At 74.4% G+C, this 23378-nt stretch carries 25 protein-coding genes and 1 pseudogene; 7 read left to right on the forward strand and 19 right to left on the reverse strand.

The genetic code is table 11. The features are described from left to right. Positions 1 to 91: 91 nt before the first annotated feature. Complete coding sequence (locus tag H1A17_RS06760; RefSeq protein ID WP_194821393.1) at positions 92 to 832, forward strand: class I SAM-dependent methyltransferase; 741 nt, start codon at positions 92 to 94, stop codon at positions 830 to 832. 28 nt (positions 833 to 860) lie between these two features. Here H1A17_RS06760 and H1A17_RS06765 read toward each other — a convergent pair whose 3' ends face one another. The 8 genes from H1A17_RS06765 to H1A17_RS06800 form a co-directional block, all read right to left on the reverse strand. Next, complete coding sequence (locus H1A17_RS06765; protein WP_088647577.1) at positions 861 to 1619, reverse strand: type III pantothenate kinase; 759 nt, start codon at positions 1617 to 1619, stop codon at positions 861 to 863. A 79-nt stretch (positions 1620 to 1698) separates the two neighbouring features. Beyond that, complete coding sequence (gene nadC, locus H1A17_RS06770) at positions 1699 to 2595, reverse strand: carboxylating nicotinate-nucleotide diphosphorylase (protein WP_194821394.1); 897 nt, start codon at positions 2593 to 2595, stop codon at positions 1699 to 1701. Between the two features lie 56 nt (positions 2596 to 2651). After that, positions 2652 to 4349 carry an L-aspartate oxidase gene (locus H1A17_RS06775; RefSeq protein ID WP_194821395.1) on the reverse strand — a complete coding sequence of 566 codons (1698 nt, stop codon included), beginning with the start codon at positions 4347 to 4349 and terminating at the stop codon, positions 2652 to 2654. A 74-nt stretch (positions 4350 to 4423) separates the two neighbouring features. Continuing rightward, entirely contained in the window at positions 4424 to 5326 is a 903-nt protein-coding gene (locus H1A17_RS06780) for a septum formation family protein (RefSeq protein WP_145922086.1), read from the reverse strand. A gap of 100 nt (positions 5327 to 5426) precedes the next feature. Next, on the reverse strand, positions 5427 to 5852 hold the full coding sequence (gene panD / locus H1A17_RS06785; RefSeq protein ID WP_145922087.1) for an aspartate 1-decarboxylase: 426 nt from the start codon (positions 5850 to 5852) through the stop codon (positions 5427 to 5429). A gap of 29 nt (positions 5853 to 5881) precedes the next feature. Then, the gene (gene panC / locus H1A17_RS06790; RefSeq protein ID WP_194821396.1) at positions 5882 to 6727 is read right to left on the reverse strand and encodes a pantoate--beta-alanine ligase; all 846 of its coding nucleotides are present in this window, start codon (positions 6725 to 6727) and stop codon (positions 5882 to 5884) included. A 103-nt stretch (positions 6728 to 6830) separates the two neighbouring features. Continuing rightward, positions 6831 to 7808, reverse strand: a complete 978-nt coding sequence (locus tag H1A17_RS06795) for a Rossmann-like and DUF2520 domain-containing protein (protein WP_145922089.1) — start codon at positions 7806 to 7808, stop codon at positions 6831 to 6833. Positions 7809 to 7969: 161 nt separating this feature from the next. After that, positions 7970 to 9250 (reverse strand): phytase, encoded by a 1281-nt coding sequence (locus H1A17_RS06800; protein ID WP_194821397.1) that lies wholly within the window; start codon positions 9248 to 9250, stop codon positions 7970 to 7972. A gap of 55 nt (positions 9251 to 9305) precedes the next feature. Between H1A17_RS06800 and H1A17_RS06805 the strand changes: the two genes are divergently transcribed. Together H1A17_RS06805 and H1A17_RS06810 are read left to right on the forward strand one after the other, a co-directional pair. Further along, positions 9306 to 10418: an SAM-dependent methyltransferase gene (locus H1A17_RS06805; RefSeq protein WP_375372792.1), complete on the forward strand. Its 1113-nt coding sequence runs from the start codon at positions 9306 to 9308 to the stop codon at positions 10416 to 10418. Next, positions 10415 to 11584 (forward strand): NADH-quinone oxidoreductase subunit D, encoded by a 1170-nt coding sequence (locus H1A17_RS06810; RefSeq protein WP_194821398.1) that lies wholly within the window; start codon positions 10415 to 10417, stop codon positions 11582 to 11584. Before H1A17_RS06805 ends, H1A17_RS06810 begins: the two co-directional genes overlap by 4 nt. A gap of 40 nt (positions 11585 to 11624) precedes the next feature. Here H1A17_RS06810 and H1A17_RS06815 read toward each other — a convergent pair whose 3' ends face one another. From H1A17_RS06815 to H1A17_RS06830, 4 genes are all read right to left on the reverse strand, one after another. Beyond that, complete coding sequence (locus H1A17_RS06815; protein WP_194821399.1) at positions 11625 to 13346, reverse strand: hypothetical protein; 1722 nt, start codon at positions 13344 to 13346, stop codon at positions 11625 to 11627. 194 nt (positions 13347 to 13540) lie between these two features. Next, entirely contained in the window at positions 13541 to 14545 is a 1005-nt protein-coding gene (locus H1A17_RS06820) for a glycine betaine ABC transporter substrate-binding protein (RefSeq protein ID WP_145922093.1), read from the reverse strand. Positions 14546 to 14698: 153 nt separating this feature from the next. After that, entirely contained in the window at positions 14699 to 15421 is a 723-nt protein-coding gene (locus H1A17_RS06825) for an ABC transporter permease (protein WP_194821400.1), read from the reverse strand. 164 nt (positions 15422 to 15585) lie between these two features. Continuing rightward, the gene (locus H1A17_RS06830) at positions 15586 to 16272 is read right to left on the reverse strand and encodes an ABC transporter permease (RefSeq protein WP_088643878.1); all 687 of its coding nucleotides are present in this window, start codon (positions 16270 to 16272) and stop codon (positions 15586 to 15588) included. Between the two features lie 2 nt (positions 16273 to 16274). Between H1A17_RS06830 and H1A17_RS06835 the strand changes: the two genes are divergently transcribed. Next, positions 16275 to 17270: an ABC transporter ATP-binding protein gene (locus tag H1A17_RS06835; protein ID WP_145922095.1), complete on the forward strand. Its 996-nt coding sequence runs from the start codon at positions 16275 to 16277 to the stop codon at positions 17268 to 17270. Positions 17271 to 17285: 15 nt separating this feature from the next. On the opposite strand, the gene H1A17_RS06840 is transcribed toward H1A17_RS06835, so the two are convergent. The 7 genes from H1A17_RS06840 to folP all read right to left on the reverse strand — a co-directional run bounded on the left by H1A17_RS06840 (position 17286) and on the right by folP (position 21865). Then, positions 17286 to 17786: a hypothetical protein gene (locus H1A17_RS06840; RefSeq protein WP_194821401.1), complete on the reverse strand. Its 501-nt coding sequence runs from the start codon at positions 17784 to 17786 to the stop codon at positions 17286 to 17288. Positions 17787 to 17851: 65 nt separating this feature from the next. After that, entirely contained in the window at positions 17852 to 18157 is a 306-nt protein-coding gene (locus tag H1A17_RS06845; RefSeq protein WP_088643875.1) for a hypothetical protein, read from the reverse strand. Between the two features lie 84 nt (positions 18158 to 18241). Further along, positions 18242 to 19453, reverse strand: a complete 1212-nt coding sequence (locus H1A17_RS06850) for an ABC transporter permease (RefSeq protein WP_194821402.1) — start codon at positions 19451 to 19453, stop codon at positions 18242 to 18244. 100 nt (positions 19454 to 19553) lie between these two features. Continuing rightward, positions 19554 to 20030, reverse strand: a complete 477-nt coding sequence (locus tag H1A17_RS06855; protein WP_375372791.1) for a DUF3180 domain-containing protein — start codon at positions 20028 to 20030, stop codon at positions 19554 to 19556. Between the two features lie 67 nt (positions 20031 to 20097). Then, entirely contained in the window at positions 20098 to 20625 is a 528-nt protein-coding gene (folK, locus tag H1A17_RS06860; RefSeq protein WP_145922098.1) for a 2-amino-4-hydroxy-6-hydroxymethyldihydropteridine diphosphokinase, read from the reverse strand. Beyond that, positions 20622 to 20981, reverse strand: coding sequence for a dihydroneopterin aldolase (folB, locus tag H1A17_RS06865; RefSeq protein ID WP_194821404.1), 360 nt, complete (start codon positions 20979 to 20981; stop codon positions 20622 to 20624). The genes folK and folB overlap by 4 nt, the downstream gene beginning before the upstream one ends. Continuing rightward, positions 20978 to 21865 (reverse strand): dihydropteroate synthase, encoded by an 888-nt coding sequence (folP, locus tag H1A17_RS06870; RefSeq protein WP_194821405.1) that lies wholly within the window; start codon positions 21863 to 21865, stop codon positions 20978 to 20980. Before folP ends, folB begins: the two co-directional genes overlap by 4 nt. 355 nt (positions 21866 to 22220) lie before the next feature. On the opposite strand from folP, the gene H1A17_RS06875 reads away from it, so the two are divergent. The 3 genes and pseudogenes from H1A17_RS06875 to H1A17_RS06885 all read left to right on the forward strand — a co-directional run. After that, positions 22221 to 22535 carry a hypothetical protein gene (locus H1A17_RS06875; RefSeq protein WP_088643869.1) on the forward strand — a complete coding sequence of 105 codons (315 nt, stop codon included), beginning with the start codon at positions 22221 to 22223 and terminating at the stop codon, positions 22533 to 22535. Positions 22536 to 22548: 13 nt separating this feature from the next. Next, positions 22549 to 22911, forward strand: a complete 363-nt coding sequence (locus H1A17_RS06880; protein ID WP_194821406.1) for a hypothetical protein — start codon at positions 22549 to 22551, stop codon at positions 22909 to 22911. A gap of 49 nt (positions 22912 to 22960) precedes the next feature. After that, positions 22961 to 23378, forward strand: a pseudogene (locus H1A17_RS06885) (hypothetical protein); the annotation flags it as partial.

Consider the following 23378-nt stretch of genomic DNA (forward strand, 5'->3'; position numbering starts at 1 on the left):
GCACGCTTCCTCGGCTAAGGGAGTTTCGGCGGGGTCAGCCCATGAGCGTACTCATGCCCCCGGTCGGCCGTTACGGGATAACCTGCCCCTCATGGTCGAGGACACCCGAGCACGCTCCTTCGGAGCGGTCGCCGCCGACTACGACCGGTTTCGACCCGGCTATCCGGCCGAGGCGCTGCGCTGGGCGCTGGCCGGCACGGGCGACGTCGCAAGCGTGGTCGACCTGGGTGCCGGCACCGGCATCCTCACCCGTGACCTGCGGGCCCTCGGCCACCGGGTGACCCCGGTGGAACCCGACCCGGGGATGCGGGCCCGGCTCGACGCGGCCACCCCCGGGACCACCGCGCTGGCCGGGTCCGCCGAGTCGGTCCCGCTGCCCGACGGCAGCGCGGACGCGGTGCTGGTCGGGCAGGCGTACCACTGGTTCGACCGGGCACGCGCGCACGTCGAGATCGCCCGGGTGCTCCGGCCGGACGGCATCTTCGCCCCGATCTGGAACATCCGGGACGACACCGTCGGCTGGGTGGCCGAGCTGGGACGAATTGCCCAGATGGGCGAGAACACCAACGACCTGACCGAGAAGGTGACCACCTTCGGTGCGGCCTTCGGCCCGGTCGAACTGGGCCGGTTCACCCACCGGACGACCGTCACCGGGGACGAGGTGGTCGGGCTGATGCGTACCCGCTCGCACTGGTTGACCGGCGCTCCCGGGCAGCGGCAGCGGATGGACGCGGAACTGCGCGAGTTGTTCGCCACCCACCCCGACCTGGCCGGCCGGGAGACCGTCGAGCTGCCGTATTGGACCCTGGTCTTCCGGGCCCGGCGACGCTGACCCGGCGCGACCGGGCCGACCGCCGCGATCAGGTGTTGCGCTCGTAGACCATGCGCAGGCCGATCAGGGTGATCATCGGCTCGTGGTGGGTGATGGTCCGGCACTCGCCGATCACCACCGAGGCCAGCCCACCGGTGGCGATCACCGCCCGGACCTCGCCCAGCTCCTCGGTCATCCGCTCGACGATCCGGTCGACCTGCCCGGCGAAGCCGAAGTAGAGGCCGGACTGGAGGCACTCCACGGTGTTCTTGCCGATCACCGAGCGGGGCTTGTTCGCCTCCACCTTGCGCAGCTGGGCGGCACGGGCCGCGAGCGCGTCGAAGGAGATCTCGATGCCGGGGGCGAACGCCCCGCCGAGGAACTCCCCCCGGCCGCTGATCACGTCGAAGTTGGTGGTGGTGCCGAAGTCCACCACGATCGACGGGCCACCGTAGAGGGTGTACGCGGCCAGCGTGTTGACCACCCGGTCCGCGCCGACCTCCTTCGGGTTGTCGATGGCCAACTGCACGCCGGTGCGTACCCCCGGCTCGACGACCACGCTCGGCAGGTCGGCGTAGTAGCGGGCCAGCATGGTCCGCAGCGAGCGCAGCGCCGCCGGCACCGTCGAGCAGGCGGCCACCCCGGTGATCTCCACGGCGTCACCGGCCAGCAGCCCCCGGAACATCAACCCCAACTCGTCCGCCGTCGAACGGGCGTCGGTCTTGATCCGCCACGAGTGCACCAGGCGGTCGCCGTCGAAGGTCGCCAGCACGGTGTTGGTGTTTCCGATGTCGATGCAGAGCAGCACGCACGCAGCCTAGACGCCGGCCGGGCCGGCGGGCGCGAGGAGTGGGCCGGGGCCGGCGTCCGCGCCGGCCCCGGCCGGCTCACCGCTCGCGCAGGTCCAGAGCGATGTCCAGGATCGGCGACGAGTGCGTCAACGCGCCCACCGAGAGGTAGTCCACCCCGGTCGCCCCGTACTCGGCGGCCACCTCCAGGGTCAGCCCGCCGGTCGCCTCCAGCTCCGCCCGGTCGCCGACCACCGCGACCACCTCGCGCAGGGTCGCCGGGGACATGTTGTCCAGCAGCAGGAAGTCCGCGCCGGCCTCGACCGCCTCCACCGCCTCGGCCGGGGTGTCCACCTCCACCTGCACCGGCACGTCGGGGAAGGTCTGCCGGACCCGCCGGAAGGCCGCCCCGACACCGCCGGCGGCCAGCTTGTGGTTGTCCTTGATCATGGCGACGTCGTACAGGCCCATCCGCTTGTTGGTGCCGCCACCGGCGCGGACCGCGTACTTCTCCAGCATCCGCAGGCCGGGCGTGGTCTTGCGGGTGTCCAGCACGGTCGCCTTGGTGCCGGCCAGGGCGTCCGCCCAGGCCCGGGTGTGGGTGGCCACCCCGGACATCCGGGAGAGCAGGTTCAGCGCGGTGCGCTCGGCGGTGAGCAGCAGCCGGGTCGGGCCGGTCACCGTCGCCAGCACGTCGCCCCGGGCCACCCGCGCGCCGTCGTGGGCCACCACGACCACCTCGACGGTACGCTCCGCAGCGGTCACCTCCCCGACCAGCTCGAAGACCGCAGCGGCCACCGCCAGCCCGGCCACCACCCCGTCTTCCCGGGCCACCAGGTCGGCGGTGTCGGTCTGCCCGGCCGCGATGGTGGCGACGCTGGTGACGTCGAGGAAGCCCGTCCCCAGGTCCTCGGTGAGCGCGTCGACGATCACCCGCCGCACCCGCTCCGGGTCCAGCCCACCGGCGGTCAGCGCCTGCCGCGTCGATTCCCGCACGTGGATTCCTCCGTTCGTCGGCGCTGCCCGCGCCACCGCTCCTTCGCCGCCCCTGGTCAGGGCAGGCCCTCCCAGCGTCCGGTCAGCCCACCCCGGGCGTCGATCGCCGCGACCAGGTGGCCACGCCACCGCTCGTCGGCCGTCGGGAAGTCCTCCCGCCAGTGGCAGCCCCGGGTCTCCTGCCGGGCGTACGCGGCGGCGACCAGGGTCGCCGCCACGGTGACCAGGTTCGTCGCCTCCCAACCGGCGGTGCCCGCCCGGCCGGCGTCACCGGCCAGCCCGGTCAGGGTGGCGGCGGTCCCGGCGAGGCTGGCTGCCGACCGCAGCACCCCGGCACCCCGGGTCATCGCCCGTTGCAGCTCCGGCACGCCCCCGGCGGACAGCACCCCGCCCCCGCCGCCCACCCACGCGCCGGTCGACGCCGGCTGCGCCTGCTCGGGCAGCCCGGTGGCGATGTCCTCGGCGATCCGGCGGGAGAAGACCAGCCCCTCCAGCAGCGAGTTGCTGGCCAGCCGGTTCGCCCCGTGCACACCCGTGCAGGCGACCTCGCCGCAGGCGTACAGGCCGGGGATGGAGGTCCGGCCGCGCAGATCGGTGCGGACGCCACCGGACGCGTAGTGGGCGGCCGGGGCGACCGGGATCAGGTCGGTCGCCGGGTCGACCCCGATGGCCAGGCAGGACGCGACGATGGTCGGGAACCGCCCGGCGAGGAAGTCCCCGCCGAGGTGCCGGGCGTCGAGATGGACGTGGTCGGCACCGGTGGCCAGCAGCACCCGGTGGATGCCCTTGGCCACCACGTCGCGGGGGGCCAGTTCGGCCAGTTCGTGCTGGCCGAGCATGAACCGCTTGCCGTCGGCGTCGACCAGGTGCGCGCCCTCGCCGCGCAGCGCCTCGGAGACCAGCGGCTGCTGGGCCAGGCCGGCCCCGGGCACCCGGGCCTGCTCGGGCACGATCAGCGCGGTCGGGTGGAACTGCACGAACTCGACGTCGGTGACCGCCGCGCCGGCCCGCAGCGCCAACGCCACCCCGTCACCGGTGGAGACCGCCGGATTGGTGGTGGCCGAGAAGACCTGGCCCATCCCGCCGGTGGCCAGCACCACCGCGCGGGCCAGCAGCGCGCCGACGCCGTCCTCGCTGCCCTCGCCGAGGACGTGCAGGGTGATCCCGCAGGCCGGGCCGGGGGAGTCCGGGGCGTCGCCGGGGGCGCGTAGCAGGTCCAGCACCAGGGCGTGTTCGACCAGCCTGATCCACGGGTCGCGGCGGACTGCCGCGTGCAGGGCCCGCTGCACCTCCGCCCCGGTCGCGTCGCCACCGGCGTGCACGATCCGGTCGGCCCGGTGCCCGCCCTCCCGGGTGAGCATCAGCGAGCCGTCCGGGTTGCGGTCGAACTCCGCGCCGATGCGCATCAGCTCCCGCAGCCGCAGCGGCCCCTCCTCCACCAGCACCCGGACCGCCGCCGGGTCGCAGATGCCGACCCCGGCGACCTCGGTGTCCCGGGCGTGCGCGGCGGGCGAGTCCGCCGGATCGAGTACGGCGGCGATGCCGCCCTGCGCCCAGCGGGTCGACCCGTCGTCGATATTGACCTTGGTGACCACGGTGACGTGCAGCCCCGCCTCGCGCAGGTGCAGCGCGGCGGTGAGCCCGGCCACCCCGGAGCCGACCACGATCACGTCGGTGGTCTCCACCCAGCCGGGCGCGGGAGCAGCCAGCAGACTGGGCAGGGCCGGCAGGTCGACGGTCGGGCGCAGTTCCATGCCCACAGTCAACCCGAACGATCCTCGCGACGGGGGACGGGGGGCGGGACGAGTGGTTTCGGCTACCCCGTCCGCTACTTCGTCCGCACCGGCAGGGCGGCCGGACCGCCGCCCTTCAGCGAGGCCGTCACCGTCCGGTCGCTCAACCACAGGTAGCAGCGGACTCCCCGGTCACCGACCCGCCACCGGCCCGGACCGGGCGGACGCACCACCACCCCGCTGCGGAAGGGCAGGCTGGTGTCGTTCGGCACCCCCACGTACCGGCCCAGCGTGCCGCGGCAGCCGGCGTACAACGGCAGCCAGTCGACGTCTTTGGTCGGATACGGCCGGTCGGGGGCCTTCCAGACGCCCACGAACTCCGCCTCGTGGACGGCCGAGCACTCCACCGGGACCAGCACCTGCACCCCGGCGCCCCGACCACTCTTGGCCCGCTGGCAGCCCAGCCGCAGCGGGGAGGGACCCTTCAACGCGTCCCGCAGGCTGCCCGTCCGGGTGACCACGGTGGCCGCCGCCTCGACGGTGTTCAGCTCGCTCAGGTCGCACCGGAACCAACGGGCCCCCGCCGCCCAACCCGGCGCGGTCGGCAGCGCCACCGCCAGCCGCAGCCGGCCGGCCCGCCAGTCGTCGCCCACGTAGCCGGCGGCCCGGGTGTCGCACTCGGCGAACGCGCCCCGCAGCTCCGTCGAGCCGGTGGCCGGCGCGGTGGCCCGCGAACCCGGCAACGCGCCCACGTGCACCGTCTCCACCCGGTGCGGCACCGCGCAGTCCACCGGCGCGTACGCCGCCAGGGAGACCGTGTCGGTGAAGTCGGCGACCTGGCACACGCCCGCCGCAGGGGTGAACGGCCCGGCCGGCGGCAGGGCCGCCCAGTCGTCGGTGAGATCACCGTCGAGGCCGCCCGGGGCACCGCAGGCCGCCAGGACCGCTCCCACCGCCACGGCGGCGACCACGAGCGTCACCGCTCGGCGGACCCTCATCGCACGGCGCAACGCGGCCTCCCCCAGCCGACGACCGTCAATCCGACGGTCAGCCCAGGGTAACCAAAAATGACCTTCCGGTAACAGACCGGAATTCTGGTCAGCCGACGACGGCGAGCGGGCTCGGCACCGGGTCGCCGGCCGTCCCGACGGCCGCCGCAGCCGGGTCGCCGCCCAGCTCAACCACCCTGTTCTCGGCGTCCACGTGGACCACCCGGGGGCGGTACGTGCGGGCCTCGGCGTCGTCCATCTGACCGTACGAGATCAGGATCACCAGGTCCTGCGGGTGCACCAGGTGCGCCGCCGCGCCGTTGATGCCGATCACGCCGCTGCCCCGCTCACCGGGGATCACGTACGTCTCCAGCCGGGCCCCGTTGGTCACGTCCACGATCGCCACCTGCTCGCCCGGGAGCAGGTCGGCGGCGTCGAGCAGATCCTGGTCCACCGTCACCGAACCGACGTAGTGCAGGTCGGCCTGGGTCACCGTCGCCCGGTGGATCTTCGACTTGAGCATGGTCCGGAGCATCGTGTGGTGCCTTTCAGAGAGGTACGGGGTCAGCTGCGGGGGGCGAGCCGGATGGCCAGGTTGTCGATCAGCCGGGTGCCGCCCACCCAGGCCGCGATCAGCAGCCGGGCCGGCCCGGCGACCGGCCCCGGCTCCAACTCCGGGTCGGTGAGCACCAGGTAGTCCAGCCGCGTGCCCGGCGTCCCGCCCAGCGCCCGGTGGGCGGCGGCCAGCACCTCACCGGCGTCGGCACCCCGCTCGGCGGCGACCGCACCGGCCCGCAGCGCGGCGGACAGCCCCAGCGCCACCTGTCGCCCGTCCGCCGACAGGTAGCGGTTACGGCTGGACAGGGCCAGCCCGTCCGGCTCCCGGACGGTCGGCACGCCGACCACCTCGACCGGCACGTCCAGGTCCCGGGCCATCCGGCGGACCAGGGTCAACTGCTGGTAGTCCTTCTCCCCGAAGAAGGTGAGATCGGGCCGGGTCAGCTGGAGCAGCTTCAACACCACGGTCAGCACCCCGTGGAAGAAGCCGGGTCGGCTCTGCCCCTCCAACTCCTCACCGAGCTGGCCGGGGTTCACCCGGACCGTGGGCTGCCCGTCCGGGTACATGTCCGCCACGGACGGGGCGAACACCAGGTCCGCACCGGCCCGCCGGCACACCTCCAGGTCGGTGTCGAGGGTGCGCGGATACCTGTCGAAGTCCTCGTTCGGGCCGAACTGCAACGGGTTCACGAAGATCGTCACCAGCACGTGGTCGGCCCGCTCCCGGGCGGCCCGGATCAGCGTCTCGTGCCCCGGGTGCAACGCACCCATCGTCATCACCACGCCGACCGTGCCGGCCAGCCCCGACCGGGCCTTCGCCAGCTCCGCCCGGGTGTGCACCAACTCCGTCACCGAATCGCCCTTCGTTCGCGCTGCGGGGCTCGCAAAACCGGCTCACTGCTCGCACCCGCCGGATCGCCCTCCGCTCGCGACGGCGGGGCCCCCGGCACCCGGCTCACGCCGCCACCTCGCGGTGGACGCCCGCCAGCACGTCGAGCAGGGACTCGGCGTCGACCGGACGCAGCCGGCCCGCCGCGATCGCCCGGTCGGCGCTCCGTCGGGCCAACGCCAGGTAGGGGGCGACGGACTCCGGCGCGGTCCGCGCCAGCCGGTCCAGGTGCCGCCGTACGGTGCCCGCGTCGCCACGCGACACCGGGCCGGTGAGCGCGTCGTCACCGAGCCGCAGGGCGTTCTCCAACGCCGCCCGCAGCAGCGGGGCCAGCACCTTCTCCGGCTGGGCCACCCCCGCGTCCCGCAGCCGGTCGGCCGCCTCGTTGACCAGGGTCACCAGGTGGTTCGCGCCGTGCGCCAGCGCCGCGTGGTAGAGCACCCGGTCGGTCTCCCCCACCCACTCCGGCACCCCGCCCAGGTCGGCGACGAGCCGGGCCGCCGCCGCCCGCAGCTTCGCCGGGGCGGTCACCCCGAAGGAGATACCGGCCAGTCGGGACAGGTCGTCCGGCGTACCGGTGAAGGTCATCGCGGGGTGCAGGGCCAGCGGCCGGGCGCCCACGGCGGCGGCCGGGGCCAGCACGGCCAGCCCGTGCGCGCCGGAGGTGTGCGCGACCACCTGGCCGGGGTGCAACGCCCCCGTGTCGGCCAGCCCGGCGACCACACCGGCCAGCGCGTCGTCGGGAACGGCGAGCAGCAGCAGGTCGGTGGCCTCCCGGGCGACCGAGGTCGCCGACCGGTTCACCGTGTCCGGCAGGAGCAGCGCGATCCGGGCCCGGGTCGCCCCGGAGACGCCGGACGCGGCGACCACCCGGTGCCCGGCGGCGACCAGCGCTGCCCCGAGCACGGCACCCACCCGGCCGGCACCCACCACGCCCACGGTGAGGTGGGCGGGAAGGACGAACGGGACACCGGGTACGGCGGGGCCCTGCGGTACGGCGACGCCGGGCACGGCGGCCGGGCGCGGGCGCAGCGGTGCGCTCATGGCAACGATCCAGTCCTCGAAGGGGGTACCGGTCGATGGCAAGTATGCGCCGGGGGCAGGGAACCCGAACAAGGATGTGTGAAAACGTTCACCGACCGCCGGCGCCGGGCGCCCCGGTGGCGGCCGGCGGCCCGGTGTGGCAGTTCACCCGGTGTGGCGGTTCACCGCCGTCCGGCCAGGAACCCGGCGTCGACGAACTTGACGTTGGTGTCCGGGCGCGTCCCGTCGTCCCCGTCCGGCGTCGTCGGGGTGTTCCGGCCGTCCTGCACCACCAGCAGCCCGCCGGGGAAGCCCGGCAGCGGCGTGGCCGTCACCGCCGCCCCGTCGCACTCCTGCGCGCCGTCGACCCGGCCGTCGACCACCGCGAACCGCCCGGTCGGCCGGTTGCTGACCCGGTCGTAGGTGAAGAACGTGTCGTCGCCCTGGCTGGACACGACGAGGGTGCCCGCGTACCGGCCGGTACGCATGATCGTCAGGCCCTCCACGTCCTGGGCGATCCGCCCGCCGAAGCCCGGGTCGGCGGTGTGGTCGGTGACGCAGTCGTCGGCCGCCGGGTCGAAGACCGCCGGGACGCCGTACTCGCGGACCCGCTCCACCGACCGGGGTACGTCCACGAACCGGCCACCGGCCAGTCGGGTCCGCCACAGGCCGACCTTCTCCTGCGCCAGGTACACCACGCCGGTGGCCGGGTCCACCACCGTCCCCTCCACCTGCGGGCCGTCCCCCGGGTCGGTGCACGGCGACCAGCCGGAGCCGTCCGGCAGGGTGAACGTCGACGGCAGCACCAACCGGTCCACCGGCCGGTAGCTGACCCGCCCGGCCCGTTCCACCAGCCGGAACACCCCCACCTCCGGGGTGCTGCGCCGGCTCACCACCGCGTACGCGGCCCCGTCCCGGTCGGTGAACGTGCCCAACCCGTACGCGGTGCGCTGGGTGTTCACCTCCGCCTGGTCCCGGCTGAACGCGAACGGCGGCTGCGGCGCGGTCACGTCCACCAGCCGCCGCGACGCCGGGTCGATCCGGTAGAACCGGAGCTGGTCGCGCCCCCGGTCGGTGACCACCGCCAGGTCGACCGGCCGGCCCGCCAACCGGAAGCCGCCGACCAGGTCGACGTTGTTGAACCGGCCCGCCTCGTCGTCCGGGCCGGGTGCCGGCGGGGTGCCGATCGCCTGCCGCTCCCGGGCCCGCAGGTCGTACACCCGCAGGCCGCCGTTCTTGGCGGTGACGATCACCAGGCTGCCGGCCCGGTCGGTGGGGTGCACCCAGATCGCCGGGTCGTCGGCGTCGGCGTCGCCCCCGGCGGCGTCGTCGAACAGGGCGGGTGTCTCGGCCACCGCCCGGACGGCACGCGGCACGTCGTCCCGGGCGGGCGCGGCGGCGGCACCGGTGGTCGTCACCAGCAGCGGTACGACCGCCAGCGCGGGGATCACGATTCGTCTCATGCCCGCAGACCGTAGGGTCGGCACGGTGACGGACCCTGAACACGGGATGAACGCGATGCGCTGGCGGGACGCCATGGACGCCGCCCTCTACGGGCCACACGGCTTCTTCGTCTCCGGGTCCGGCCCGGCCGACCACTTCCGGACCAGCGTGCACGCCTCCCCGGCGTTCGCGGCGGCGGTGTTCCGGCTCGTGTCCCGCCTCGACGCCGCCCTCGGTTTCCCCACCCCGTTCGACGTGGTGGACGTGGGCGCCGGCCGGGGTGAGCTGCTGCGCGCCCTGGCCGCCCTGGCCCACGGGTCGGCGACGCCCGACGCGGCTCCGACGCCGCTGGCTGACCGCCTGCGCCTCACGGCCGTGGAACTGGCCCCCCGCCCGGCGGACCTGCCGCCCGTCATCGCCTGGGCGACCGAGCCCCCGGAGGGGATCACCGGCCTGTTGACCGCTACCGAATGGCTGGACAACGTCCCCCTGGACGTGGCCGTCCCCACCGACACCGGCTGGCGCTACCACCTGGTGGACCCGAGCACCGGCGAGGAAACCCCCGGCCCCCCACTGACCCCGGAAGACCTGACCTGGCTAACCACCTGGCACCCCACCCCCACCCCGCCCCGGCCCTCCGCCCCCATCACCGCCCCGGTGATCAAGAGGTTTGCGTCAACGGAGGGGCCCGAACCTGACGCAAACCTCTTGATCACCGAGCGCGGGGAGCGGGTGGAGGTGGGGCGGGGGCGGGACCTGGCCTGGGGCGGGGTCGTCCGGCGGCTGCGGCGGGGGGTGGCGTTGGCCGTCGACTACGGGCACCTGCGGGAGCGGCGGCCGGTGGGCGGCACGTTGACCGGGTACCGGAACGGGCGACAGGTGCCGCCGGTGCCGGACGGCTCGTGTGACATCACCGCGCACGTCGCCGTGGACTCCGTCGCCGCCGCCGGTGCCCGGGTCGCCGGGTGTGCGTACACGTTGCTGTCGCAGCGGGAGGCGCTGCGGGCGCTCGGAGCCGACGGCGGCCGACCGGCGCTGAGCCTGGCCGGCACCGACCCGGCCGGCTACGTGCGGGCCCTCGCCGCCGCCTCGGCGGTGGCCGAGCTGACCGACCCGGCCGGGCTCGGCGGACACCACTGGCTGCTCCAGCCGGTCGGCGTCACCGTCGATACGCTCATGGCACGATGACCGACATGACCACGGACACCGGTGAACTGCGCGAGCTGACCGTCGGCACCGGGGCCGGCGGGGAACAGCTCGGCACCGACATGGTGCTCAACATCGGCCCGCAACACCCCTCGACGCACGGCGTGCTCCGGCTGAAACTGGTGCTCGACGGGGAACGGGTGGTCGCCGCCGAACCCATCGTCGGGTACATGCACCGGGGCGCGGAGAAACTGTTCGAGGTCCGCGACTACCGGCAGATCATCGTGCTGGCCAACCGGCACGACTGGCTGTCGGCGTTCTCCAACGAGCTGGGCGTGGTGCTCGCCGTGGAACGGCTGATGGGCATGGAGGTGCCCGAGCGGGCCACCTGGCTGCGGATGGCGCTGGCCGAGCTGAACCGGGTGCTCAACCACCTGATGTTCCTCGGCTCCTACCCGCTGGAGATCGGCGCGATCACCCCGGTCTTCTACGCGTTCCGGGAACGGGAGACCATCCAGGCGGTGATGGAGGAGGTCTCCGGCGGCCGCATCCACTACATGTTCAACCGGGTCGGCGGGCTCAAGGAGGAGGTCCCCGCCGGCTGGACCGGCCGGGCCCGCGCCGCCATCGACGAGGTCCGCCGCCGGATGCCCGACCTCGACAACCTGATCCGGCGCAACGAGATCTTCCTGGCCCGCACCGTCGGGGTGGGGGTGCTGTCGGCCGCCGACGCCGCCGCGTTCGGGGCGTCCGGGCCGGTCGCCCGCGCCTCCGGGCTCGACCTCGACCTGCGCCGCGACGAGCCCTACCTGGCGTACGACCAGCTCGACGTGCCGGTGGTCACCCGCACCGCCGGGGACTGCCACGCCCGCTTCGAGGTGCTGCTCGACCAGGTGTACGCCTCCCTCGACCTCGCCGAACAGTGCCTCGACCGGGTCGACCGGCTCACCGGACCGGTGAACACCCGACTGCCCAAGGTGGTCAAGGCCCCCGAGGGACACACCTACGCGTGGACGGAGAACCCGCTCGGGATCAACGGCTACTACCTGGTGTCGCGGGGCGAGAAGACGCCGTGGCGGCTCAAGCTGCGCACCGCGTCGTACGCCAACGTGCAGGCGTTGGCCACCCTGCTCCCCGGCTGCCTGGTGCCCGACCTGATCGCCATCCTCGGCTCGATGTTCTTCGTGGTCGGCGACATCGACAAGTGAACCGCCCCTGACCCTGCCGGCGACGGTCCGCCCCCGGCGGTCAGCGCCAGTGCCCGCCCGCACGCGGAGCGTCGTCCTGCGGCGGGTAGCCGTACCGCTGCCCGCCCGCCCACTGCTGGTGGTCGCGCGGCTCGGGCTCGGGGTCACGCCACGACACCACCGGCTCCCGGTCCCGCCACTGCTCGGCCCGCTGCCCCTCCCACCGCCGGTCGTCGGCGCGCGCCGGCCACTCCTGGGCGGGCTGCGGCTCGGCGCGGGCCGGCCACTGCCCGTCCGGCCGGTCCTGCGCCGGTGGGGTCGCGTGGGCCGGCCACTGTTCGGCCGGCCGGTGGCTGCGTGCCGGCTCCCGCCACTGCTGCGGCACCGGCACCCCGCCGGCCGGCAGCGCGGGACGGTCGGACTGCTCCGGTCGACCGCCACCCCACCGGTCGCCGGTGGGGTCCGCCCCGTCCCGGTACGGCTCCTCCTGCCGCACCGACGCCCACCGGTCCGAGTACTGGTAGCCGCCGTCGGCGCGCGCCTCCGCCCGGCGCTCCCCGACCCGTACCTCCCGGGCCCGCCCCTCGTCGCGCACCTCGGCCCAGCGGTCACCGGCCTGCGCCTCACGGGCCGGCGCATCGGCCCGGTCCTGCGCCCAGCGGTCACCGGTGCGCGGCTCGGGCGGCTCGGCACGGCCCCCCGCCCAACCGGACCGGCCGCCCGCCGACCAGGCACCGGCCTCGCCGCTACCCGCCGACCACTCCGGCCGGCCCGGCTCGGGCCGGTCGTCGCTCGGCGTCGACCACCCGGGGCCGGCAGCGGCCGGCCAGGCCCGCTCGTCCCGGGACGCCGGACGGGACGCCCGGGAACGGTCCTCCGGCGGGGCCGACCAGCCGCGGCCGGTCGGCTCGGCCTGCGCCGGCCAGGAACGCTCCGGCTCCCCGCCGGCCCAGGACGACTCGTCCCCGCCGGAGGCCCACCGGCCGGCGTACCCACCGCCGTAGCCGCCGGCCGGATCGGGGCCGTCGACGACGGTGTGCCGGGTGGTCACGTGCACGGTCTCGGTGTGCCGCACCACCCCGAGCGGGCGGGACGGCGACTCGGCGGCGGGCGCCCCGCCGCGTGGCTCCCGGCTGGCCGCCCCGTACACCCCGGCCTGCCCGGTGGTCGGGCGCTCCGGGGCGTAGCGGCGGCCGGTCGGTTCGGCGGCCTCCCGGTCGGCCGGAACCCGGCCCCGGCCCGTCGCGACCGGCTCGGAAGCCTCCGGGTGGCTCCAGTCCGACGGGGGCTCCTCGACCACGGCCCGTCGCCGGCCCACCGGGGCCTCCGGTGCCGGTTCGGCGGCCGGGACCCGGGCCCGGCCCGCACCGGCGACGGAATCCTCGGCGGGCGGGGCGGCGACGGCGGCAGCCAGCTCGGCCGCCGCGTCCAACCGGCGACGCAACGCGGTGACCTGCTCCTCGGCCCGCTGCGACTGGTCCAGCGCCTGGTTGCCGCGCTGGGCGGCCGCCACGATCTCGCTGCGCAGCTCGCGGCGGAGCTGCTCCAACTCGTCGAGCACCGTCTCGTCGGACGCCTGGACGCCCCCGTCGGCGCGCAGCGCGATGGACAGGCCGATCAGCACCACGGCGGTGATGGCCAGCACCGCGGCGAAGCGCAGCGGACCGTTGCCGTCGGCGAACAGCAGGATCAGCGCGGCGATCGGCGCGAACGCCACCCCGATCCAGAACAGGACGGTCAGCAGTTGCGGTCTGCGCTTCTCGGAGACGACCGGGGAGGGCATGGCTGTGCAGCCTACCGAGATGTACGCGGGCTGGGAACGGTCCCAGGGCAGAATTGCCCCGATCTCGGCCGGTACGGTCGGCGCGACCGGATCGCACCTGACCGACATCCGCCCTGGTCAGCGGGGCACCATCACCCCGTTGCGGGGCGGGCCCGGTCGCGGTCGGGGGGAGCCGACCGCGACCGGGATCACGCTCAACTGGTGGCGAGCGCGCCGTCGGACGAGAAGACCAGACCGACGCTGGCGGTGCCGGTCTTCAGGGCGGTCTTGGTCTGCGGGCCACCGGCGTCCAGCGAGCTGAACGAACCGGCCTTGAAGTCGTACACCTCGACCAGGCCGGCCTGGCACTTCGGCCGCTGCGGGCACTCCGGCGGGCCGGCCAGCACGGTGTCCTTGCCGGAGCACTTGGCCGCCAGGTCGGAGAGGGTCTTCAGGGCGTACTTGTCGGCGAACGCCTTGGTCACCGCGAAGGCGTTCTGGTCCTGCGCCGAGGACGGGGTGCCGAACGTGATGCCCGCCTTGTCACCCTCGGACTTCAACGCGCTGACCGTCTTGTCCAGCTCCGGCGAGGAGACCGGGGTGGCGTCCTTGCCGTTGGCCTTGGTGTTGAGGAACTCGGCCATGGTCGCCGCGTACTCGGGGACGACCTGGATCTCGCCCTTCTCCAGGCTCGGCTCGTACAGCTCGCGGTTGCCGATCTGCTGCACCTTGACCTGGTAGCCGGCGGCGGTCAGGGCGATGTTGTACAGCTCGGCCAGGGTCTGGCTCTCGGAGAAGTTGCCCGCCCCGACGACGATCTGCCCACCCGGGCCCTTGGCGATGCCGGTGGTCAGCCCGTTGGCCGAGGCGAACTCCTCGGCGGCCGCCTTCGGCGTCTTGCGGTCCACGTCGACCGCCTTGTTGAGGGCGATCAGCTTCGGCGTGTCCAGCGCGGCCGAGACCTTGTCCAGCGCGGCGAGCAGCTGCGGGTTGGCCACCTTGGCGTTGACCGCCGGGATGATGTTGTCGGTGTTCTGGAGCTTCTTGTCGTCGTCGAGGACGACGAGCTGGTCACCGGCGACCGGGGCGCAGCCCGCACCGCTCGCGCCCTGCTGCGGAGCGTCGGTGCCGGACGAGCCGGCGTCCCCACACCCGGTCAACAGACCCGCCAGGGTCAGGGCGCCCACCGCGCCCGCCGCCAGCCGTGTCCGTACGCGCATCGTGCCCGCCTTCCGTGTCCCGGCGCGACCCCGGGCAGGGCCGGCCGCGTGTCCGACGGGCGACGGTCGCCGCCCGCGGGTTCAGCCAATATCCTTCCGGACCGACCGACAAACTCTGAACCACTTTCGTCACGTGATCGTCACGGAAAGGGATCAGTTCCCCGCCGTGGCGTCCGCCGCCCGCCGGTTCGCCGCCCGCCGGGTACGCCGCAGCGGTCGCGGGGTGACCGCCCGCTCGACCAGTGCCAGCACCCCCTCCGCCGCCAACGCCAGCCCCGCCACCAGCACCCCACCGGCGATGATCTGCCCGCCACCGGCCGCGATGTCCAGCCCGAAACCGGCCCGGATGATCTGGCCCAGCCCTCCGCCGTTGACGAACGACGCCAGTGCCGCCGTCGCCACCACCTGCACGGCGGCCGTCCGGAACCCGGCGGCCAGGTACGGCACCGCCAGCGGCAACTCCACCCGGCGCAGCACCTGCCACCCGGACAGCCCCATCCCACGCGCCGCGTCCCGGGCCTCCGGGTCGGCCTGCCGCACCCCGGTGTACGCGTTGGCCAGCAGCGGCGGCACCGCGAACACGGCCAACGCGACCACCACCGCCGGCCGCCCGAAGCCGAGGAAGGTCAGCGGGAGGATCGTCAGCAGCGCCAGGGTGGGGATGGACAGGGTCAGGTTGGAGATCAGCACGACCGCGCCGCCGCCACGCCCCGAGTGCCCCAGCCAGAGGCCGACCGGCCAGGCCACCAGGCAGCCCAGCAGCACCGCCGCGGCGGACATGCTCAGGTGCTCCCCGACCCGGTCCAGCACCCCACCGGGGTTGGTCCAGTTGAGCGGGTCGTTGAGCCAGACCACCGCCTGCTGCACCGGATTCACCGGGTCTGCCTTTCGCTCGTGACTGCGGGGCTCCGCTGCGCTGCACTCCTCGCACTCACCGGGTCTGCCTTTCGCTCGTGACTGCGGGGCTCCGCTGCGCTGCACTCCTCGCACTCACCGGGTCTGCCCTTCGCTCGTGACTGCGGGGCTCCGCCGCGCCGCGCTCATCGGGGGCGGCTCCGGAGCCAGGGGGTGAGCAGGCGGCCCACGCCGGCCAGGATCAGGTCCAGCACCAGCGCGAGCAGGACGCAGAGCAGCGTGCCGGTCATGATCTGGGCCTTGTAGAAGTTGTTCTGGAACCCGGCGAAGATCAGCTGCCCCAGGCCACCCCGGCCGATCACCACCCCGACGGTTACCAGCGCGACGGTGGAGACCGTGGCGAGGCGTACCCCGGTGAGGATGCCGGGCAGGGCCAACGGCAGGTCGATCCGGAACAGCCGGGCCCACCTGCCGTACCCCATGCCCTCGGCGGCGTCACGCACCTCGGGAGGCACCTGGTTCAGCCCGGCCACCGCGTTGCGCACGATCACCAGCAGCGCGTACAGCACCACCACGGTGAGCACGGTCACCGCCCCGATGCCCAGGTAGGGGGCGATGAACGCGAACAGGGCCAGGGAGGGGATCGTGTAGAGCACGCCGGTCAATGCGAGAATCGGCCCGGCGAGACGCCGGTACCAGTAGGCCAGCACCGCCAGCGGCAGGGCCACCAGCGCGGCGAGCAGCACGGCCCGGCCGGTCAACGAGGCGTGCTCGCGCAGCGCGGCGAGAATGGTGTCAGAGTTGTCCCGCACGTACTGCCAGGAGAACCACGGATTACCCGGCTCGGCCCGGTAACTCAGGTGGAAGGACACACGTGGACGTTACCCCCGGGGGCACCGGCGACGCAGGGCACAGCGCCGCCTCGATCACGCTCGACGGCATCCGCAAGCGGTACCCGGACGGCACCGACGCCGTCCGGGAGCTGAGCCTGGAGGTGCCGGCCGGCGAGCTGGTGGTGCTGATCGGCCCGTCCGGCTGCGGCAAGTCGACGGTGCTGCGGATGGTCAACCGGCTGATCGAGCCGACCGGCGGCCGGATCATGCTCGGCGACGAGGACATCACCCGGGTCGACCCGGTGAAACTGCGCCGACGGATCGGCTACGTCATCCAGAACGTCGGCCTGTTCCCGCACCAGACGGTCGCCACCAACGTCGGCACCGTACCCCGGCTGCTCGGCTGGCCGAAGGAGCGGATCCGGAAGCGCAGCGGCGAGTTGCTGGAGCTGGTCGGGTTGGACCCGGCCCAGTTCGGACGCCGCTACCCGCACGAGCTTTCCGGCGGGCAGCGGCAGCGGGTCGGGGTGGCCCGCGCGTTGGCCGCCGACCCGGTGGTGCTGCTGATGGACGAGCCGTTCTCCGCCGTCGACCCGATCGTGCGGACCCGGTTGCAGGAGGAGTTCCTCCGGCTCCAGGCCGAGGTCCGCAAGACCATCGTGCTGGTCACCCACGACCTCGACGAGGCCGTCCGGCTGGGCGACCGGATCGCGGTGCTCTCCGAGGGCGGCCGGCTGGAGCAGTACGACACCCCGGCGGCGCTGCTCGGCACGCCCGCCTCGCCGTTCGTGCGCGAGTTCGTCGGCGCGGACCGGGGCATCCGCCGGCTGGCGGTCACCCCGGTCACCCGGGAGGTGCTCGACGGCGCGGCCACCGACGCGACCCTGCCGGAACTGCCGCTGGGCCGCTCGGCGTACGACGCGCTGGCCGCGATGCTGACCGCCGGCACCGACGCGGTCGTGGTCACCGCCGACGGCCGGCCGGCCGGCACGCTCAGCCGCACCCGGGTGCTCGACCTCGGGCAGCCCGGCAGCTAGCCCGTGCCCGGTGGGTCAGGCCCGGCCGCCGAGGCTGGCCAGCCCGATGATCCAGCCGGCGAAGAAGCCGTAGCCGGCCCCGGTGCCGGTGGTCTCGAAGGCCGCCAGCAGCGGGCCGTCCGCGGTGAGCAGCGCCGCCAGCAGGGTCGCCGCCGCCGCGGCCAGGGTGTACGCGGCCCAGCCGGAGAAGAACTGGCTGGCCGACCCGGGCACCCGGGCCACCTGACCGGCCGGCAGCAGGTAGAGCAGGCCCGCGGCGAACAACAGCAGCAGGATGGCCCGCAGGTCGGTGGCGAGCACCCCGTGCTCCGGGTCCGTCGACACGACCTTCCAGGCGGGCCAGGCGAGCAGCCGCAGGTACCAGCCCCCGGCGGAGTTCGGATCGGTGTGGGCCTCGGCCCAGCCGACGTACCAGGGGCTGCCGCAGACGCCGACGAGGATCAGCGCGGCGAGGGTGCCGGTGCCGGCGGCGGTGCCGTACCCCTGCACGGTGCGGGGGCGTCGGGTGAGGGCCATGCGGCGGGAAGTTCCCGACCCGCCACGGCCGGCAAACCTCTCCCGCCAGCCGGCGGATCGGCCGCTCAGTGCTTCATCAGGTAGTCGATGAACGCCGCCCGCAGCAGCGGCGCGGACTCCTCGTAGCCGTGCCCGGTCAGTTCCCGCCACAGCGCCGCCGCCTCGTCGATGGTCGGCCCCACCGAGTTGGGCGCCCCGTCGAGCGCGGCGGCCTCGTCGGCGTTCGGCAGGTGCCGCAGCACCGACCAGAAGAACCCGACGTCCCGCCGCTCCCGGGCCCGCGCGAAGGCCCGCTCCCGCAACTCCTCGGTGGAGAGGGCGTCGAGCTGGTCGAAGGTGTGGCCGGTGCCGGCGGAAGGAGTCTCGGTCATGCCCGCGAGCCTAACCGGCGAGATCGTCGCCGGCCCGTCGTCCACGCCCGCCCGCGGCGACCCCACCGGACCGGGCCGGGGCGCTCACCGCCCGTCGGCGTCCCAGCGGGGTGGGGCGCTCTGCCAGCGGGGGGCCTCCCAGGGATCGGGCGGGGTGTCGTCGGTCGTCCGCTCCGGCAGGGCCGGGGTCCAGTTGCGCGCCTCCCCGCCCGGGGGCATCGACCAACCGGAGCTGATCGCCCCGTCCCGCACCGGCGGCAGCTCGACCGGTTCACCCCGGACGGTGCGGGGCCGGCCGTACGTCTCGACCAGCCGGGTGACCAGCAGCCCACCGGCCAGGGCCGCCCCGCCGACGGCCCACCGGTCGGTCGGCGCGCCGACGCCGTCCGCCCAGGCCAGGTACGTAACCACCAGGCCGACCACGAGGAGGGCGCCGAAGATTCCACCCCGCCGGCCGTACGCGCTGGTGCCACCGAACATGGACACGCCGACCGCGAGCACCGTCCAGTCCAGTCCCGACGTCGGCGTCACCGGCCCGTCCGCGTTGGCGGCGACGAGCACCCCGGCGAGCATCGCCAGCACCGTGGAGGCGATCAGCGCGGCCGAGGTGACCAGGGCAGCGGCCATGCCGCGGCGACGGGCCGGGTCGGCCACCGGCCGGAACCGGCCGACCAGCCGGCGTACGGTCCGGATCGCGCCGAACGCGCCGAGCAGGACGGCCACCGCGGCGAACCCGGCGAACAGGTAGTAGGCGTTGCGCCGGGGGTCGTAGTCGGCCTGCACCGCCACCGGCAGGTCCCGCCGCTCGATCCAGACGATCATCCCGGCGGCGGCGGCGAGGCTGGCCGCCCAACCGGGCACGTGCAGCACCACCACCGCCCAGGCCAGGGCCAGCCCGCCCAGCGCGGCGGCGACCAGGGCCGGGACGATCGCCGTGGACACCCCCCGGTCGCCCTGCTCGGCGAAGTGCAGCGCGGCGGCCAGCGCGACCGGGCCGATCGCCAGGTTCACCGCGGCGGTCCGCAGGCTCAGCCCGGCGGCGAGGACGAGCAGGCCGAGCGCGACCGCGTCGACGAGCAGCCGCCGCAGGCCGGCACCGCGCAGCGCGTCGGGATCCTCCCGCCACAGCAGGTAGGCCAGCGCGGCGAGGGCGAGCAGCAGCACCAGTTCCCAGACCACGTGCACGCCGAGCCGGTCCCGGCCGGGTTCCCCCTGCGTCGGGTCGTCGAGGACGTTCTCGGGCACGGTCGCGGGCACCTCTGCCGACGCGGTCCGGCCCGGTTCGTCGTACACCATGCGGTGCGCCTCCCAGGTGACCGGCCGTCACCGGTGACGGCTGACTGTGTTCCGGTCGCCAGGCACCGTACCCGCGCGCCGGGGGCGGACGTAACCCCTGTCAGCGCTGCCCGGGTCGGTCCGCCCGGTCGTCGGCGTCGTCGTCGGACTCGGGGACCCGGCAGGAGCGTTCGAGCCAGAGCGCGGCGGCCACCAGGGCCAGCGCGGCGAGGGTGCCCGCCCCGGCGGCGGGCCGGTCCTCGATGGCGGCGTTGGTCGGCTCGACGAAGAGCCAGCCGGTCAGCCCGGCGTAGAAGCCGAGGAAGATCGCCCCGGCCAGCGCGGACGCCTTGGCCAGCACCACGAACCGGGCGACCAGCAGCGGGTTGACCGGCTCCCGGCCGGGCTTGCGTTCGATCCGGCCACGGGTGTTGACCGCCGCGTACGCCTCCAGCACGGCCAGCGCGGCCAGGGTGACCACCGGCAGCCAGGGCAGCCGGGGGATGCCGCTGTAGTAGAAGCCGCTGATCAGCAACCAGGCCACGGCGGCGGCGGCGAGCGCGGCGACCAGCAGCGTCGAGAACCGGGTGGGGCCCATCCTCGACCCGTCGGGCTCCCGGTCACGGGGCGGTCGGGACGGCGTCATACCGGCCGGCTCCACTGGTTCATGTGTCCGACTCTAACGAAAGATCGGGGCGGGGGGTCAGTTCGAGGGTGTCCCCGGCGACCGGCTCGGCGTTGAGCAGGTCGGTGAGCCAGCCGTGCCCCGCCAGCCGCCCGTGCGGGTCGATGTCGATCCACGGCCGGAGCACGAAGGCGCGCTGGTGGGCGCGGGGGTGCGGCAGGGTCAGCCCGGGGTCGTCGCTGAGCACCGGCCGTCCGGCGTCGTCCCAGACGGCGACGACGTCGACGTCGAGGGTGCGCGGCCCGTACCGGCGGGCGGGGTCGCGGACCCGGCCGGCGGCGGCCTCGGCGGCGTGCGCCCGCGCCAGCCAGTCGTCCGGGGTCGCCGCCGGGTCGGCGACCATGACCGCCGCGTTCAGGTACGCCGGCTGGTCGGCGTCGCCCCACGGGGGTGTCTCGTAGACGCCGGAGACCACCAGCACCGCGTCGCCCAGGCCCGCGACCGCGGCCCGCAGGTGGCCGAGCCGGTCGCCCAGGTTGCTGCCGATCGACAGCACCGCCCGGGTCACCGGGTACGCCGCATCGTGACGGCCACGTCGGTGAAGGTGTGCGGGATCGGGGCCTCGGGCTTGTGGACGGTGACGGTGGCGGCGGTGACCAGCGGCTCGGCCAGGCAGACCGCGAGCAGCCGGTCGGCCAGCGTCTCGATCAGGTTGACCGGCTCGCCGGTGACCACCGCGACCAGCCGCTGCGCCAGCTCGCCGTAGTGCACGGTGTCGGTCACCTCGTCGGAGCGGGCGGCCGGGGCGAGGTCGAGTTCGAGTTCGGCGTCCACCACGAAGTCCTGGCCCTCGGCGCGTTCGAAGTCGTAGACGCCGTGCCGGCCCCGGGCCCGCAGTCCGGTCAGGACGATCCGGTCGGTCACGATCCTCCCTCCGTCCGGCCGGTGGGGGCCGGGTCGTTGCCGGTGGTGGCGAGCCGGGGGCGGCCGGTGGCCGACCAGACGGCGAGCGCGTCGGTGGTGCCCCGGACGTCGTGCACGCGGACCCCCCAGGCACCGGCGGCGACGGCGAGCACGCTGGTGGCGATGGTGGCGGCGGCCCGGCCGTCGGTGTCGCGGGGGGTGCCGTCGGGGGTGGCGAGCAGGTGGCCCAGGTAGGACTTGCGGCTGGCGCCGAAGAGCAGCGGCAGGCCGAGGTCGAGCAGTTCGGGCAGGCGGGCGCTGAGTTCCCAGTTGTGCGCGGCGGTCTTGGCGAAGCCGAGGCCGGGGTCGATCACCAGCCGGTCGGCGGCCACCCCGGCGGCCAGCGCGTCGTCGACCCGCTGGGCCAGTTCGGCCCGGACGTCGGTGACCACGTCGGTGTAGCTGGCCAGCTCGCGCATCCCCCGGGAGTGTCCCCGCCAGTGCATCAGCACCCAGGGGCAGCCGGCGTCGCGGACCACCCGGGCCATGTCGGGGTCGGCCAGCCCGCCCGAGACGTCGTTGACCACGGCGGCCCCGGCGACGACGGCCGCCTCGGCGACCGGGGCGCGGGTGGTGTCGATGCTGACCGGCACCCCGGCGGCGGCGAGTTCGCGGATCACCGGCAGCACCCGGGACGCCTCGGTGCGGGGGTCGACCCGGTCGGCACCCGGGCGGGTGGACTCGCCCCCGACGTCGACCAGGTGCGCGCCCTCGTCACGCAGTCGCACACCGTGTGCGACGGCGGCGTCGAGGTCGGCGTACCGGCCGCCGTCGGAGAAGGAGTCGGGGGTGACGTTGAGGACGCCCATCACCACCGGGGCCTGCGCCCGCACCAGATCGGTCACGACTAGACGGTACCGGTCGCGTCGGGCCGCTCCGGGGACCCCCACCAGCCCTTCCACGGCCACCCTGACGTGCCTGTTGGAACAGGTGTACGATCGGTCTTCCGGGTCGAATCGGGCCGACTCTTCGCGGCTTGTCGCAAAGGGGGGCGGCCCGTACGCTGTGGAATTGCCCAGCATCAAGAGATGGCGAAGCCTGGAGGGAGGGCCGAAGCGGGAAAATCCCCCCAAATCTCGCCACTCTCCGTGGTGAGAAACCCGCGCCGCGTCATCGACGCTGTGCACAGTGAGCACATTCCCGCCAGGCTTGCCTACTGCACCACCGCGGCACCGCCGGCCGCGTTATGGGGAGGTTCCAGTGATCGCCTTCGAGCTGATGGAGACGACGTCTTCCGGCGTCGCACAGGTGCTGCACACCCTGGCGACGACGCCACTCGCCGAGCCGGCCCCCAAGGGCATCGACACCAACGGTGTCGTCACCTTCTTCGCCAGCAAGATCGCACCCATCCTGCTCGCCGTGCTCGGGGTCATCTTCATCGGCCGGGCCAGCCGGGGCGAGATCTCCAAGGTGCTGACCAGCTCGGCCATCGCGATCGTCGGGCTGGCCTTCATCGCCGGTGCGGCCACACTCTTCTTCATCGGTGACTACCTGATCGATCTGATCTTCGAATAGGCGCGGGCGAGACATGCGGCTGCGCACCGACGACGACATCTACCGGGCCCGCCTGGTCTACCTCGGGCCGCCCGGCTACACCCTTCCGGTCCACCTGCCGTACGCCCAGTACGGACTGTTCATGCTGCTCGTGCCCCTCTACATGTTCATCCACTGGCTGTTCACGTTGCAGGTCGAGCTCTTTCCCGCCTGGGAGATCGCGCTCGCCATCGTGAGCACCTCGTTCATCTTCCGGTACGTCGACCCGGACCGGCCGGCGCGGATGGTCATCCGCACCGCGCTCACCGACTGGCGACGCACCCGGGAACCGGCCACCGAACTGCGGGACCCCCGCCTGGTCGGCAGCCGGATCAGGATCCGGGAGGAACTGGCATGACGGGGCGTACCCGAATCGGGCAGTCGGACCACACGGGTGAGGCGGTCGAATGAGTCGCTCTTCCACGCCGGGTTTCCCGGCCGGACGACACAGCGCCCCACACGGTAACCGTGCGCGGTCGTTCGACTACCCCCAGGAGGAGCTACGGGACGACGAGCCGTACGACCCGTCCCTGCTCACCGGCCCGGGTCAGGGCGGCGTTGGGGTGTTCCAGGCCCCCCGGCCCAGCCCCGGCCGGGGCACCCCCGAGGCCGAGCCGGCACCCGCCGCGCCGATGCTGGTGGGTGACGGCACCGACATCGACTCCCCCTTCCTCGACCTCTTCGGTGGCGGCCCCCGCCCCGGCACCGCCCCGTCGCCCGGTGCCCCGGCCCGTCGGGGTCCCGGCCGGGAGCAGCGACCCGTACCGCACCAGCCGGCCCCCGCGCCGCCGGCCATCGAGGCGCAGGCACCTCCGGCGGCCATCG

It is taken from the genome of Micromonospora sp. S-DT3-3-22 (assembly GCF_015354745.1).
Lineage (GTDB): Bacteria > Actinomycetota > Actinomycetes > Mycobacteriales > Micromonosporaceae > Micromonospora > Micromonospora wenchangensis.

Excerpts from the sequence above, each read along its gene's own strand:
- H1A17_RS06760 (WP_194821393.1), top strand. The coding sequence starts at position 92 with ATGGTCGAGGACACCCGAGCACGCTCCTTCGGAGCGGTCGCCGCCGAC.
- H1A17_RS06775 (WP_194821395.1), bottom strand. The coding sequence starts at position 4,349 with ATGGAACTGCGCCCGACCGTCGACCTGCCGGCCCTGCCCAGTCTGCTG.
- H1A17_RS06780 (WP_145922086.1), bottom strand. The coding sequence starts at position 5,326 with ATGAGGGTCCGCCGAGCGGTGACGCTCGTGGTCGCCGCCGTGGCGGTG.
- panD (WP_145922087.1), bottom strand. The coding sequence starts at position 5,852 with ATGCTCCGGACCATGCTCAAGTCGAAGATCCACCGGGCGACGGTGACC.
- H1A17_RS06795 (WP_145922089.1), bottom strand. The coding sequence starts at position 7,808 with ATGAGCGCACCGCTGCGCCCGCGCCCGGCCGCCGTGCCCGGCGTCGCC.
- H1A17_RS06800 (WP_194821397.1), bottom strand. The coding sequence starts at position 9,250 with ATGAGACGAATCGTGATCCCCGCGCTGGCGGTCGTACCGCTGCTGGTG.
- H1A17_RS06805 (WP_375372792.1), top strand. The coding sequence starts at position 9,306 with ATGCGCTGGCGGGACGCCATGGACGCCGCCCTCTACGGGCCACACGGC.
- H1A17_RS06810 (WP_194821398.1), top strand. The coding sequence starts at position 10,415 with ATGACCGACATGACCACGGACACCGGTGAACTGCGCGAGCTGACCGTC.
- H1A17_RS06815 (WP_194821399.1), bottom strand. The coding sequence starts at position 13,346 with ATGCCCTCCCCGGTCGTCTCCGAGAAGCGCAGACCGCAACTGCTGACC.
- H1A17_RS06820 (WP_145922093.1), bottom strand. The coding sequence starts at position 14,545 with ATGCGCGTACGGACACGGCTGGCGGCGGGCGCGGTGGGCGCCCTGACC.
- H1A17_RS06840 (WP_194821401.1), bottom strand. The coding sequence starts at position 17,786 with ATGGCCCTCACCCGACGCCCCCGCACCGTGCAGGGGTACGGCACCGCC.
- H1A17_RS06845 (WP_088643875.1), bottom strand. The coding sequence starts at position 18,157 with ATGACCGAGACTCCTTCCGCCGGCACCGGCCACACCTTCGACCAGCTC.
- H1A17_RS06850 (WP_194821402.1), bottom strand. The coding sequence starts at position 19,453 with ATGGTGTACGACGAACCGGGCCGGACCGCGTCGGCAGAGGTGCCCGCG.
- H1A17_RS06855 (WP_375372791.1), bottom strand. The coding sequence starts at position 20,030 with ATGGGCCCCACCCGGTTCTCGACGCTGCTGGTCGCCGCGCTCGCCGCC.
- H1A17_RS06880 (WP_194821406.1), top strand. The coding sequence starts at position 22,549 with ATGCGGCTGCGCACCGACGACGACATCTACCGGGCCCGCCTGGTCTAC.